Genomic DNA, 14,135 nt, shown 5'->3' on the forward strand with positions numbered 1-14,135 from the left:
ATTTAAATAATGCTCCGTCAATTTAAAATATCAGTTAACATAAAATCAGATATATTATTAAACTGTATATTTTCTAATTTCCCACTGTATAGTTCACTAGTTATTCCAACCATATTCAACATTATAAAATAATTAATTAACCTAAACTTTACACATATTCAACAATTACAAACCTATCCATAAATATATTATCCCCCAATATAAATACTTACCATTTATTAAATACAAAATTCCTATTAAAATACTATATATCATATTCAACAAACTTTTTAAGTCAATTCTTTCTAATTTTTTTCAATTTAATTTTCCAAATATTGATATAGGTTTTTTACTATTACTTTCCAATCAAAATTTTTCTTAGCAAAGGATCTTAAACTCTCAACATCAGGTAAAATATTTTTATTATCAATAATATTTTGTAAAATTATCGCAAGTTCATTGTCATCACCAACTGAGAATAAACTACCAAATTCAGTATTGTTAGTAATATCATATGCTGGAGCTAAATCTGTGGTTACAATATAGCATCCGCTTGAAATTGCTTCAGGAAATACTAAAGGAAAGCCTTCATTTCTAGAAGTTAATACAAAAACTTTTGCTTTCAAATACTCTTGTTTCAATTCATTTCTATTAGCAATATTTCCTGTAAAAACCACCTTCTCTTTTAAATGAGTGTTTTTCTCATAAAATAATTTAAGAGTAGGCTGAAATGATTCCTCGATTGGCCCTATCAAATTAACTTTCCAATCTTTTAAATCAACTTTTTCTAAAGCCCTTAAAAAAGTTTCGGTATCTTTTTGATTAGTTCCTAGACGACCAACTGTAATTATTACATTTTCTTTCACCCCCTCAAAAGCTATATTAACTTCATCAATATAACCATTCGGCAGATATTTAGTATTATAAAAACTTTTTTCATTCAAAAATTTATTCATTTTTTTTGACTCTACTGTTAATAGATCAATATAAGAACTAAACTTTTTTGTAAATTTAAATTTAAAACTTTTTTTATTAAAATTTTTATTAACTTCTGAAGAATCCATATCTAATTTGAAATAAAATTTTATTTTTTTTAAAGTAAGAACTTTAAAGAATAATGCATTTAATATTTTTCCTTTTCCACCATGAAAAAACATCACAATATCATATTTCGATAAATTAGTGATTAAAAACAATAAAATATTAAGACTCTCATATTTAAATAGACGAGGTATCTTTACATAATTCAAACCTTTGACTTCATGATCCAAATAAGACAGATTTTTTTTATCTTCATAAAAAGCAATAGTCGTATTGTAATAACCTTCTTTACCAAGCATAAAAGGCACCATGCCAACATCTTTGATTAAATGTATATTTTTACCTTGTGGAAATATGCAAATAAAGTTCTTTTTTTTCATTTATTACCTCCTTTTATAAAAGCAGAACGAATCAACTGAAGCAAAAGATTAATTTCATTCACTTTCAATATAAACCCAAAAAAACCAACCAATATAAACGTTAAAAAAATCGAATAAAAAACATCAGTAAATAAGTTTACAATCACATTATCACCAAATGATACTCTATATGATGAATACAAAATATAAGAAAAAAACATCGATAAAATACCAAGCAAATAATAACGAAGTGTTTCTTTACATATTATTTTTTTACCATAAGGATAATGCATAAACATATAGAAAGCTGCTATGAAATGTGCTAAAAAAAATGATAATGGAAAAACTTTCATTGCAAACCATTTAACTAATATTAAATTCAAAAATATAACTAATATTTGTGCAATGCTACCACTAATCACATATAGCTTTGCTTTGTCAGCTGATAGCATGCTCATTCCAAAGATAATATATGAAAACACAGCAATTAATGAAATTGCAAATAACTTACTCAATAAAATTATAGAATTCATTTGTTCTATATTAATAGAGGGGCTATGGTACAATAAATAAGATACTGGTGTAGCACCATTGATAAAGAATACGATAAATAAAATTAGACCAAATAAACCCAAACGATAACTTGTCAAAAACTCCTGACTATAAGTATTTGAATCATGATTGACAAAAGCCTTAGTAAGTGTTGGTACGAGTATTGTTAATACTATTGAGACTAGTACACCATTTAAAAGATCTGGAATACGTCTTGCAAAATCAATTATTGAAACAGCACCAACACCAAGTGAAGTAGCGATCGCTTTTTCGATAATACTGCTCAACTGTCCAATTAGATATGGTATAAAAAAAGGAAGTGCAAAAATAAAAAAAAGCTTAAATCCATCAAAATTTAAAACTATTAAACCCTTAAATAGCGGAATATTAAGTTTGATAATTCTGTGAATTAAAAAAATACTGAGTACAATAACACTAGTATAATAGGCCATAACAAGAGCCTGTATTCCCATACTAGGCGCTAAAAAAATAATTAGAAATATATTAATGATTTGTGTAAATAAAGAAGAAATTTCAGGAACATAGTAAACTTCATAGGCATTTAAAATAGAACTTAAGATCAGATTAAGTTGACTAAAAAGGAAAATTGGTACTAAAAATCTAATCATCTTAAATAGCTTTTCAAGTGCTAATTCATTAAATCCAGGTGCAATAATTTTAGCTACCACATTTGGATAGATAAAAAGAGCTATCATAATCACACAGGAAAAAATAAACATATAAAATATTAATGACTTAGTATAATTTATCGCAATTTCCCACCCTTCACTTTCCTTAATAGCAACAAATTTTGCTCGAAAAGTTTCATTAATCGGTCCCCAAACCGCCAATCCTATCATTCCGATAATCATTGAACCTATCAACCAAACATCTTTATCTAAACTTACTCCAAAATATTTTGCAGTCAAAGACAATGTCAAAATTGATAGGGGTATCTTTAAAATTTTAAGCAAGAATAAGATGATTGATTTTTTATACATAAAATTATTTTCTAGAATTACTTAACAAAGTCTTAAAGTCATTAGCTAATTGATCTTTCTCACTTACCAATACGTCACGAATATCATCTAATGGCCAATCAATTGCAATATTAGTGTCACTCCACAAAATTGCCCCTTCGCTTTCCTTGCTATAATAATTTGTTGTCTTATATAAAAACTGAGTATTATCCTCTAATGCAACAAAGCCATGAGCGAATCCTTCAGGTATCCAAAACTGTTTATGATTTTCTGCTGAGAGTTCAACCCCAACCCATTGCCCATAAGTATCTGAATCTTCCCGTATATCCACAACAACATCCCATACTCGACCTTGCACAACACGCACTAATTTGCATTGAGCATAGGGTGCTTTTTGAAAATGCAATCCCCGTAATACACCTTTTTGAGATAATGAATGATTATCTTGAACAAATTGAGGTACATCTAATCCACGCTCTTGTAGTGCTTGTTCGAAAGCTCTTTGATTAAAACTCTCCATAAACCAACCACGATCATCTCCAAAGACCTTAGGCTCAAATATTAAAAGACCTTTAATCTTTGTTTCAATTACATTCATTGTTTATATCTCTATTTAGATTGCTAAGCTTTATGCAAAAAATTTGCTTTAAGCACGACACGCTTCAAACTTTTGATTTCTTTTGCTGTTCTTGGTGTAATTTTAATAAATATTGACCATATCCAGTTTTCTTAAAGAAAGTTGCTCTATTTAACAGCTGATTAGCATCAATCCAACCATTGTTAAAAGCAATTTCCTCTAAACAAGCAATTTTCAACCCTTGGCGATGCTCAACTGTTTGAACAAATTGACTTGCTTCAAGTAATGAGTCATGTGTACCTGTATCCAACCAAGCAAATCCTCGACCAAGAAGTTCTACATTAAGCCTTTCTTGTTGTAAATACGCATTATTTACGTCTGTAATTTCTAACTCACCACGGTGTGATGGTTTAATATTTTTTGCAATTTCAACTACTTTATTATCATAGAAATAAAGTCCAGTAACTGCATAATTTGATTTCGGTTGTTCTGGCTTTTCTTCTATAGTTAATGCTTTACCAGTTAAATCAAAATCTACTACACCAAAACGTTCAGGATCATTGACATAATAGCCAAACACAGTTGCACCAGTTTGTCTTTCAGAAGCCCGCTTTAACTGTACTCCGAAACTCTGTCCATAGAAAATATTATCACCCAATATGAGGCACACATTATCATTAGCAATAAACTCTTCACCCAAAATAAACGCCTGTGCTAAACCATCAGGTGAAGGTTGTACTTTGTAGGACAGTTTCATCCCCAACTCTACACCTGTACCTAGTAATTTTTCAAAATTAGGTAAATCTTCAGGAGTAGAAATAATCAAAACTTCATTGATTCCAGCCAACATCAATACAGATAAAGGGTAGTAAATCATCGGTTTATCATAAATTGGGAGGAGCTGTTTTGATGTTCCCATGGTAATAGGATATAAACGTGTTCCTGACCCACCAGCGAGAATAATACCTTTTCGTTTTAATTGGCTCATTGAATTATTTCCTCTAGAACTTGTGCTACACCTAACTTCCAATCAGGAAGATGTATTTTAAAATTTGTTTGTAATTTATGAGTCTTCAATCGTGAATTTAATGGGCGTTTTGCAGGTGTAGGATATGCTGTTGTTTCAATCGCGTTAACTTTTTGAATTGCTAAGTTTTGATCTTTTTGCTTTGCCAACTCAAAAACAAACTGCGCATACTCATGCCATGAGCACTCGCCTGAAGCAGCAAGATGATAGTGTCCACACAGCTCTTTTTGTTTATTCAGATTGCTAAGTGAATAATATCTTAAAGCCTGAGAAGTAATATCTGCAATCAAAGCAGCCCCTGTTGGTGCCCCAATTTGATCATTGATAATACTTAATTCTTCACGGCTCGACGCTAATTTCAGCATAGTTTTTATAAAATTATTACCATGTGAGCCATATACCCAACTTGTTCTAAAGTTTATATAAGCACAACCACTTTGCTCTATCGCAACTTCACCCAATCGTTTACTATAACCATAAAAATTTACTGGATCAGTCAGGTCGTTTTCAGACCAAGGTTTCTCCCCCTCTCCACTAAATACATAATCTGTTGAATAGTGGATAAGTAAACAATTCTGATTATTGCAAGTTTCTGCTAAATTCTTTACAGCTAAATGATTGATCAAATCAGCATTTTCTTGATCAGATTCAGCCTTATCAACTGCTGTATATGCAGCGGCATTTACAACAACATTCGGCTTAACAGTTTCGATGAGATACTGAATATGGTCAAAATCGGCTAAATCACCACTCAAATTATTTTCATTTACAGTACGATCAAGCGCGATAACACTTCCAAGTGGTTGTAAAGCACGTTGTAATTCCCAACCAACCTGTCCATTTTTTCCAAGTAATAAAATTTTCATAATGTTATTCAAGCCTTAAGCTTTTTCGGCTTGATATTGTTGTTGAACCCAATTTTTATATTCACCACTTTGAACGTTTTCAACCCACCCTTGATTAGCCAAATACCATTCAACAGTTTTGCGTAAGCCTGATTCGAAACTTTCTTCAGGCACCCAGCCCAAATCTTTCTTAATCTTGCTTGCATCGATTGCATAACGTAAATCATGTCCAGGGCGATCTTTAACATATGTGATTAAATCAACATATTTTTGGACTCCCTCAGGTTTATTTGGGACTAACTCTTCTAATAAATTACAAATCGATTTTACAACATCAAGATTTTTTTGTTCGTTGTGCCCGCCAATATTATAAGTTTCACCAACTTTAGCCTCTGTCACGACTTTATAAAGCGCACGAGCATGATCTTCAACATACAACCAATCACGAATTTGGTCCCCTTTGCCGTAAATTGGCAAAGCGTTGCCTTTTAAAGCATTTAAGATGACTAAGGGGATCAGCTTTTCCGGGAAATGAAATGGACCGTAATTATTTGAACAGTTGGTTAATACTACAGGTAAACCATAAGTTCGATTCCATGCGCGTACCAAATGATCAGAACTGGCTTTACTTGCAGAATAAGGAGAACTTGGTGCATAAGATGTTGTTTCAAGGAATAGATCTTCTGTTCCCTCTAAATCTCCATACACTTCATCAGTAGAAATATGATGAAAACGAAAATCTTGTTTTTTATTTTCTGCTAAATCATTCCAATAATGGCGAGTTGCTTCAAGTAACTGATATGTACCAATAATATTGGTTTCAATAAATGCGGCTGAGCCTGTAATTGAACGATCCACATGCGATTCAGCAGCTAAATGCATGACTACATCAGGCTTAAATCCTTCAAATAATTCATCTAATGCTTGACGATCGCAGATATCGGTTTGTGAAAATTGATATCTTTCATTTTTGTCGACCGCTTTAAGAGATTCTAGATTTCCAGCATAAGTCAATTTATCAACATTGAGCACATGATTATTTGTATTATTAATAATATAACGAACAACTGCTGATCCAATAAAACCTGCTCCACCAGTCACCAAAATTCTCATACAATATCCTGCAAGTCGTTTTAATCAATGTAGTTGAAATTATCAATCTAAGCTTTAAAAAGCACTAAAATCATTTTTACATAAAGTACTTTTATTTACTTAAAATAATGAAAGGGATTATAGCTAAACTTGATTTAAATTCATATATTGATAGCTTCTTACCTGATCAATGTAGTCTTTACCTTGAACCACACTGATTTCATCAACGGACTTTATTCTTTAAATGGGAAAAAATCATTAAATAGATACAACTCAACACACTTCTTTTTCGGTTTTAATACAATTACTCCCCAACAATAAGATACCCAACTAGTCTTTTTTAGCTTACAATTTGGTTTCAAGATGAGATTCTAAGCAACAACGCAATATAAAATAAGGGTTTTGAATGTGAAGTATCCGTACACATCACTGTTTACAATTTTAGCCATTTCGATTTCTTTTTCTGGTTGTGCGATCACTTCAGGACTTCAAACCTATGATTTACCTGAACAAGGCAAATATAAAACTAATCAGGGCGCTGAACTTTCAGTTGTACAACTGAATCAAAATAACATTCCAACTTCAAATACAACTAACCAATTAAGTTCAAATAATCTTGTATCATTATTCAATAACCAACAAAATACCTATCGCTTAAGTGCAGGTGATGTTCTTTCAATTCAACTTTGGGCATATCCTGAAATCACGCCACCAATCCAAGATGCAACTAATATTAAAGCTGTAGGTTATCCAATTGATTCAAATGGCAATGTTCAATTACCTTTGGTAGGTTCAGTGCGTATTGCAGGTAAAACTTTAGCAGAGACCAATCGTTTTTTACACAATCAATTTGCTAAGTACCTAAAACACCCAGATGTTGTTGTTCGCGTCCTTTCTTATGAGGGTCGTCGTTACTTCGTCAATGGTCAAGTCATGCGCAGCGGCCAATATACTTTAAATGATCAGCCTATTAGTATCTACACTGCATTGGGGCAAGCAGGTGGTGTTGACACTAAAACAGGCGATACCACCAATATCCAACTCATTAGGAATGGGCAAACCTATAGTCTCAATACCATTCAGTTGGAAAGACAAGGATTGTCTCTCCATCAACTCTTGATCCAACCGAATGACACGATTTTCGTCAACACCAAACAAGATCAAAAGCTCTATGTCATGGGTGAATCGAGTCGTAGCCAAGCGTTGACTCTTCGTGACCAAGGTATGACCCTTAGTGATGTACTCGGCGAAAGTGAAGGTATTAGTCCTTATTCAGCAAGTGCTGCACGTATTTATGTGATGCGTACTGATCTTAGCACAAAGCAGTCTACAATTTATCACCTTAACTTAAGTAGCTTAGGGAACTTGGCATTGGCAAATCAATTTGCGATGCAAAAAAATGATATTGTTTATATTGATGCAACGGGGCTAACCCGCTGGCAACGCATTATGAATCAAGTTGTTCCCTTCTCAAGTGCTCTATATAGCTTTGATCAATTGGGTAAATAGGATGCAGATTCAAAACATATTAGTGGTTTGTGTTGGGAATATTTGTCGTAGCCCAATGGCAGAATTTTTTTTAAAACAAAGCCATCCTGATTTACATATAGAATCAGCTGGGCTTGCTGCCATGATCGGCCATTCTGCAGATGAGAAAGCAATCACATGTATGGATGCTTTAAATATTGATATGCGTTCCCATGTTGCGCGACAAATTAGTGCAGAATTGATTAAAAAAGCTGATCTGATTCTTGTGATGAGTAAAAATCAATCGCAACATATTGAACTAAAATGGCCCTTTGCCAAAGGTAAAGTATTTCGTTTAGGGCATTGGCAAAGTCAAAATGTGCCTGATCCATACCAACTTGATCAAGCTTTTTTTGATGAAACGTGTAAAAATATCCAACTTTATGCCAATGACTGGCAATCACATCTATAAATTTTAATTAGTTGTTTACCTATGAACCAAAATTCAAAAGCTAATGATGATACGATTGACTTAAAAGAGTTATTTTTCTCTTTAATTGCTCAATGGAAAGTGATTGCGCTTTGTGTCATTTTAACTTTAATATATGCCCTACTTTATTTACGTGTAGCATCGCCTGTTTATTCTACTGACGCAATGGTTCAGGTAGAAGATGGTAAAAGTGCTGCTTCAGCGGCTTTGATGGGCGAACTCAAAGATGTTGCAGGAGGTTTGGGGCAAAAATCTCCCGCTGATGCTGAAATAGAAATCTTAAATTCGAGGCTTGTACTTGGAAAAGTGATAAAGAATTTGAATTTAGATATTCAAATAGATGACAATGCCGATACTTTTTTTCATAAATTAGTATCCAAAGAAAAATCGCAACTCAGTTATAGTGCTAAAGCAGTTGATTTTCAGAAGAATAAATCTAGTTTTTCTATTTTAAAATTAGATATACCCGAATATTATTATGATAAACAGCTCACTTTAAAATTTATAGACAAAAAACAGTTTAATTTAACTTATAAAGACCAAGTTGTATTTAAAGGCCTTCTCAATCAGCTTAACCAAGCTCAAGACAATAAAGGATTATGGTCTGTTCAAATCAATAGCCTCAATCCATTTCAACAAGACTTTACCATCACAAAGCTTGCTCTTCCTTCAGCAGTTAAACTAGTACAAACAAATTATTCAGTTGCTGAAAAAGGCAAGATGACTGGTGTCATAGGTCTTAATTATAGTGGTAATGATCAGCAGCATATTACTCAAGTTCTCAACAACATACTAAGCGTTTATCATGAACAGAATATTGAGCGTAAAACCTTAGAGTCTAAACAAACATTAGGTTTTTTAGACCAACAGCTTCCCGAGCTTAAACAGCAGCTTGAAGAATCTGAAATTAAATTTAATAAATTCCGTGAACAATACAATACCGTAGATGTCACTCAAGAATCCGAGTTAATGTTAAAGCAAAATATTGACCTGGAAAAAATGCGGATCGAGTTAAAGCAAAAGCAAGCTGAATATTCTGCTAAATATACTCCTGATCACCCGCTCATGACAGAGATTAATGCTCAACTTTCTGCGATTGATAAAAAATCAACGGAGCTGAATCAAGCGATTAAACGTTTACCTGAAACTCAGCGCTTATATTTACAACTCTATCGTGATGTTAAAGTCAATACAGAACTCTATACATCACTCTTAAACAGCTATCAACAATTAAAAATTGTAAAAGCGGGTGAAATCGGTAATGTTCGTATCATCGATACAGCTGTAGATCCTGTTAAACCAATTAAACCAAGAAAATTGATTATATTAGTTCTTTCAATTTTTATAGGTGGGTTTATTGGTATTCTGATTGCATTACTGCGTAATATGCTTTCATCAGGGATTAAAGATTCTAGCCGTATTGAAAATGAACTTGATCTCCCTGTGTATGCCACTGTGCCTCGCTCTCCAATTCAAGAAAGCCGTGTACAGTTACTGAAAAAGAAAAAATCGATTCCGATTCTTGCGGCTAAAAATGGTGAAGACATTGCCATTGAAAGTTTACGTAGCATTCGTACCACCATTCACTTTGCCTTAAATAAAGCAAAAAACAATATTATTGCAATTTCAGGACCCGCACCAGAAATTGGTAAATCATTTATTTCGACTAACCTCGCCGCGATTTTTGCACAAGGCAATAAGAAAGTTTTATTGATCGATGCTGATTTAAGACGTGGATATTTACATAAATATTTTAGTCATGACACCTCCCCTGGTTTGACTGAATATTTGGCAGGTCAAAGTACGCTTGAGCAATGTATTGTTCATTCAAACACAGTAAACAATTTAGATTTTTTGCCACGTGGTAAGAATCATAATCATGCTTCTGAAATGCTCAGTTCCGATCGTCTTAGCGAGCTATTAGAACAGCTTTCCCAGCAATATGATCATATTATTATCGATACACCACCTGTGTTAGCAGTGACTGATGGCATAATTATTTCTCAATTTGCGGGTGTAAACCTTGTTGTTGCACGTTATGCAAAAACACAGATGAAAGAACTCGAATTAACCATTAATCGCTTTGAACAAGCGGGTACTAAGGTAAATGGTATTATTCTCAATGATGTCCGAGCAACTGTAGGTGGTAATTATGGCTATAATTATGCTTATGCCTACACCGCTTCCAAAGATGATTAATATCAAATAATGAAGAAAAAGCCAGATTGAATCTGGCTTTTTTGTGCCAATTTTTTGATCAATCTAACTGTATATTTTTAGTTGTCGTCATCAGATAACTATATCGTTTATGATGAAGAAGTTATATGCTTGAACAGATTATGCTAATGATCAAATTAGCCTCTTAAAAGATTAAAATTTGGAAATTTTTATGAGTAAAGCCTTACCCATCGCAATTGCTGTAATCTTAGGTGGTGCTGCACTTGTACCTGTTTATTATGCATCTCAACATCCTGCTGATGTAAACAGTCATTCAATGTCAAAAAATGCTAAACCTGTAGAAAAAATTAGTTATGCACTTGGTTATGAAGTTGCGAGCCAAACCCCGCCTGAAGTCGATGTGAATACATTTATCAGTGGTATTCGTGACGGCCATGCTAAAAAACAACGTGCCTATACAGATGAAGAATTACAAGCTGCATATGTTGACTTCCAAAAAGAAATGCAACAAAAGCAATTGCAACAAAGCAAAGAAACAGCCTCATCAAATGACTCATTCTTAGCTGAAAATGCGAAAAAAGAAGGTGTTAAAACAACGGCTTCAGGATTGCAATATAAAATCACCAAAGAAGGTACAGGTAAACAACCTGCTGCTACCTCTATGGTTACTGTACATTACAAAGGTCAATTGTTAGATGGCAAAGTATTCGACAGTTCATATGATCGTGGTCAACCAGTTGAGTTTCCTTTAAATCAAGTGATTCCGGGTTGGACTGAAGGTTTACAACTCATGAAAGAAGGCGGTAAAGCAACCTTATATATCCCTGCAAAATTGGCTTATGGTGAACAAGGTGTTCCTGGCACGATTCCTCCAAACAGCACTTTAATTTTCGATGTTGAACTTGTTAAAGTGAAATAACATTTAAGAAAAGGAGAGATTTACTCTCCTTTTTTGGATTTTGATTATGAAAAAAACACTTATTGTGCTTAGTCTTAGTATGCTGAGTACTGCAACTTTCTCAGCACCGATTAACAATAAAAGCTCCCAACAAGATCAACTGGGTTATAGCTACGGTTATGTCATGGGACGTACCAACGCCGATACCTTAAAACAAATTAATTTAAATGCCTTTATCCAAGGCATCAAAGAAGGTTCCACAGGCCAGAAAGCAAGCTTAACTGATGAAGAAATGGCAAAAGCACTTGCACAATATAAACAGCAAACTGAAGCAAAACAAATGCTAGAGTTTAAACAAGCTGCAGATGTAAATGCCAAACAAGGTGAAGCTTTTCTTGTAGAAAATGCGAAGAAAACAGGTGTAATTACCCGCCCAAGTGGTTTGCAGTATAGTGTTTTACAACAAGGTACTGGAAAATCACCCTCTGCAAAATCTAAAGTCTCTGTAAACTATGAAGGTCGTTTATTGGATGGCACTGTATTTGACAGTTCTTTTGCACGAAATGAAGCGGTAGAATTTCAAGTTAGCCAAGTGATTCAAGGTTGGACTGAAGGTTTGCAACTGATGAAAGAAGGCGCGAAATATCGTTTCTTTATTCCAGCAAAACTTGCCTACGGCGAGATTGGTGCGGGTGATGCAATTGGTCCAAACAGTACATTAATCTTTGATGTAGAACTATTAAAAGTTTTACCGTAGTTTCAAGGCAAAATAGTTTTAAAAATAAAAAGCATCGCTCAATTGCGATGTTTTTTATGGCCTAATAATAAAAATCTTACGATATTTCATAAAAGTAAATTCATCCCTTGGTCAAACTTACAGTAGTGTATTTTATATTTAGAATTTAAATTCTATCCCACACGCTATGGGAAACATCCTTGTCACCATGCGTTAGATACATCACTTATGATTAAATGATGCTCGAAGTAAAAGCGGTTTCATTTATATTCTGTTGATTGGTCTTAATTTTAGTGCTTTAAATGTCTTGGTCTAAATCCTGCAGCAAGCAGTGCAATACCATAAGCCACAATACCCACCAAACATAACCCGACAACTTCAAGAATTCGAAGCCATTGTGAGGCTGTGCCATCATACCAAGTTAAAGCAAACCATAGCGCGCCAATCATCACAATATTGGCAATGGCAAATTGAACGAATAATTTTTTCCAATGCGCACCAAAACGGAAAATATTTTTCTTATGTAAATAAAAATATAACATCCCAGCATTGACCAAGGCTGAGCCTGAAGAAGCAATGGCTAAGGCCATATGCTCGGCTTGCCAATCAATCAATTTAAAAATACCAATAAAGATAATGTTTAAAATCGCATTGGCTGCAACCGCCATTAAGCCGACGCGTACCGGGGTTTTGGTGTCCTGAATTGCATAAAAGCCTGGTGCAAAAACTTTAATCAACATAAATGCCAGTACACCACCACTCATACATTGCAATGCCATAGCCGTCATTTGCGTATCACGTGCATCAAAAGCACCATGCTGGAAAAGTGCTTGAATAATTGGCGTAGATAACATGAACAAAGCAATGCTGGCTGGCACACCCACCAAGACAATCACACGAGCAGCCCAATCCAACATTCTACGGAACTTGGCCTGATCTTGTTCTGCTTTACTCACGGAAAGGGACGGAAGAATCACGGTACCAATGGCAACACCAATCAATCCAAGTGGCAACTCGGTCATACGTTCTGCACTATATAACCATGACACCGAACCATCTTGCATGAATGATGCCCAGATTGTATTTAACAATAAGTTAATCTGAGTGACTGATACTCCAAATAAAGCGGGCAACATCAGTTTTAGAATTCGATCTACACCCTCATGTTTAAAATCAACTTTAGGTGGAATCAGTAATTTTTTATTCCATAATTCAGGGATTTGAATGGCTAGTTGTAAAACCCCAGCCGCAACCACAGCCCATCCTAAAGCCATGATCGGTTGAGCCATATGTGGCGCTAACCACCAAGCACCAGCAATCATTGCCACGTTAAGTAATACAGGTGAAAACGCTGGCGAAGCAAAAGATCCATAACTATTCAAAATACTGCTGGCAAATGCAGTCAATGACATAAACATCAGATAGGGAATCGTTAAACGAAACATATCTACAGCCAGATCAAATTTTGCGGGATCATTATGAAAACCGGGTGCATAGACATACAAGATTACAGGCGCAATGATCATACTGATCAAGGTTAACAGAGACATCACCATTAACAAACAGCCAAACACACGACTAATGAGAATCTGTACTTCAGCATGCAGTTTTGTAGTTTTATATTCGGTGAGTACGGGAATAAAGGCTTGCGAAAAAGCCCCTTCTGCAAATAAACGCCTGAAAAAATTGGGAATACGAAAAGCAACCACAAAGGTGTCAAAATCCTTACCTGCCCCAAACACATTGAGCAAAACCATATCTCTGACTAAGCCCAAGACTCGTGACAACATGGTCATTGCACTGACAATAAAGGTGGATCGCCACAGCGCCATCGTATTCACCTAGTTAAAATAAAGTCGCTATTGTAATTAAATATTCTTAAAATTGCGTTGTTAAATCATAAACAGACGCTTA

12 protein-coding genes are annotated in these 14,135 nt (G+C 34.3%); 5 read left to right on the forward strand and 7 right to left on the reverse strand.

Annotated elements, in window-relative coordinates; genetic code table 11:
• Positions 1–299: 299 nt before the first annotated feature.
• The 6 genes from AC07U8_RS20710 to rfbB form a co-directional block, all read right to left on the reverse strand.
• Positions 300–1,400 carry a glycosyltransferase gene (locus AC07U8_RS20710; protein ID WP_494738533.1) on the reverse strand — a complete coding sequence of 367 codons (1,101 nt, stop codon included), beginning with the start codon at positions 1,398–1,400 and terminating at the stop codon, positions 300–302.
• Positions 1,397–2,932, reverse strand: coding sequence for a lipid II flippase MurJ (locus AC07U8_RS20715; RefSeq protein WP_494738534.1), 1,536 nt, complete (start codon positions 2,930–2,932; stop codon positions 1,397–1,399). Before AC07U8_RS20715 ends, AC07U8_RS20710 begins: the two co-directional genes overlap by 4 nt.
• Positions 2,933–2,936: 4 nt before the next feature.
• Positions 2,937–3,509, reverse strand: coding sequence for a dTDP-4-dehydrorhamnose 3,5-epimerase (rfbC, locus tag AC07U8_RS20720; RefSeq protein ID WP_494738535.1), 573 nt, complete (start codon positions 3,507–3,509; stop codon positions 2,937–2,939).
• A 64-nt stretch (positions 3,510–3,573) separates the two neighbouring features.
• Positions 3,574–4,476 (reverse strand): glucose-1-phosphate thymidylyltransferase RfbA, encoded by a 903-nt coding sequence (gene rfbA, locus AC07U8_RS20725; protein WP_494738536.1) that lies wholly within the window; start codon positions 4,474–4,476, stop codon positions 3,574–3,576.
• A complete protein-coding gene (rfbD, locus tag AC07U8_RS20730) occupies positions 4,473–5,381 on the reverse strand; it encodes a dTDP-4-dehydrorhamnose reductase (RefSeq protein WP_494738537.1) in 909 nt (302 codons plus the stop codon). Before rfbD ends, rfbA begins: the two co-directional genes overlap by 4 nt.
• A gap of 15 nt (positions 5,382–5,396) precedes the next feature.
• Positions 5,397–6,473 carry a dTDP-glucose 4,6-dehydratase gene (gene rfbB / locus AC07U8_RS20735; RefSeq protein ID WP_494738538.1) on the reverse strand — a complete coding sequence of 359 codons (1,077 nt, stop codon included), beginning with the start codon at positions 6,471–6,473 and terminating at the stop codon, positions 5,397–5,399.
• Positions 6,474–6,860: 387 nt separating this feature from the next.
• Between rfbB and AC07U8_RS20740 the strand changes: the two genes are divergently transcribed.
• From AC07U8_RS20740 to bamJ (AC07U8_RS20760), 5 genes are all read left to right on the forward strand, one after another.
• Positions 6,861–7,961, forward strand: coding sequence for a polysaccharide biosynthesis/export family protein (locus AC07U8_RS20740; RefSeq protein ID WP_494738539.1), 1,101 nt, complete (start codon positions 6,861–6,863; stop codon positions 7,959–7,961).
• Between the two features lies 1 nt (position 7,962).
• Entirely contained in the window at positions 7,963–8,391 is a 429-nt protein-coding gene (locus tag AC07U8_RS20745; RefSeq protein ID WP_494738540.1) for a low molecular weight protein-tyrosine-phosphatase, read from the forward strand.
• 21 nt (positions 8,392–8,412) lie between these two features.
• Entirely contained in the window at positions 8,413–10,608 is a 2,196-nt protein-coding gene (locus AC07U8_RS20750) for a polysaccharide biosynthesis tyrosine autokinase (protein ID WP_494738541.1), read from the forward strand.
• A gap of 190 nt (positions 10,609–10,798) precedes the next feature.
• Positions 10,799–11,506 (forward strand): BamJ family beta-barrel-assembly machinery protein, encoded by a 708-nt coding sequence (gene bamJ, locus AC07U8_RS20755; protein ID WP_096735415.1) that lies wholly within the window; start codon positions 10,799–10,801, stop codon positions 11,504–11,506.
• 46 nt (positions 11,507–11,552) lie between these two features.
• A complete protein-coding gene (gene bamJ / locus AC07U8_RS20760) occupies positions 11,553–12,242 on the forward strand; it encodes a BamJ family beta-barrel-assembly machinery protein (RefSeq protein ID WP_494738542.1) in 690 nt (229 codons plus the stop codon).
• Between the two features lie 269 nt (positions 12,243–12,511).
• Here bamJ (AC07U8_RS20760) and murJ read toward each other — a convergent pair whose 3' ends face one another.
• Positions 12,512–14,062 (reverse strand): murein biosynthesis integral membrane protein MurJ, encoded by a 1,551-nt coding sequence (gene murJ, locus AC07U8_RS20765; protein ID WP_234624143.1) that lies wholly within the window; start codon positions 14,060–14,062, stop codon positions 12,512–12,514.
• Positions 14,063–14,135 lie beyond the last annotated feature (73 nt).

The organism is Acinetobacter sp. GW821-FHT01E09, assembly GCF_059422385.1.

What these genes read in the sequence shown, in the direction of transcription:
- bamJ (WP_096735415.1), top strand. Translation starts at nt 10,799, where the DNA reads ATGAGTAAAGCCTTACCCATCGCAATTGCTGTAATCTTAGGTGGTGCT.
- AC07U8_RS20745 (WP_494738540.1), top strand. Translation starts at nt 7,963, where the DNA reads ATGCAGATTCAAAACATATTAGTGGTTTGTGTTGGGAATATTTGTCGT.
- AC07U8_RS20710 (WP_494738533.1), bottom strand. Translation starts at nt 1,400, where the DNA reads ATGAAAAAAAAGAACTTTATTTGCATATTTCCACAAGGTAAAAATATA.
- rfbD (WP_494738537.1), bottom strand. Translation starts at nt 5,381, where the DNA reads ATGAAAATTTTATTACTTGGAAAAAATGGACAGGTTGGTTGGGAATTA.
- AC07U8_RS20715 (WP_494738534.1), bottom strand. Translation starts at nt 2,932, where the DNA reads ATGTATAAAAAATCAATCATCTTATTCTTGCTTAAAATTTTAAAGATA.
- AC07U8_RS20750 (WP_494738541.1), top strand. Translation starts at nt 8,413, where the DNA reads ATGAACCAAAATTCAAAAGCTAATGATGATACGATTGACTTAAAAGAG.
- rfbC (WP_494738535.1), bottom strand. Translation starts at nt 3,509, where the DNA reads ATGAATGTAATTGAAACAAAGATTAAAGGTCTTTTAATATTTGAGCCT.
- rfbA (WP_494738536.1), bottom strand. Translation starts at nt 4,476, where the DNA reads ATGAGCCAATTAAAACGAAAAGGTATTATTCTCGCTGGTGGGTCAGGA.
- rfbB (WP_494738538.1), bottom strand. Translation starts at nt 6,473, where the DNA reads ATGAGAATTTTGGTGACTGGTGGAGCAGGTTTTATTGGATCAGCAGTT.
- bamJ (WP_494738542.1), top strand. Translation starts at nt 11,553, where the DNA reads ATGAAAAAAACACTTATTGTGCTTAGTCTTAGTATGCTGAGTACTGCA.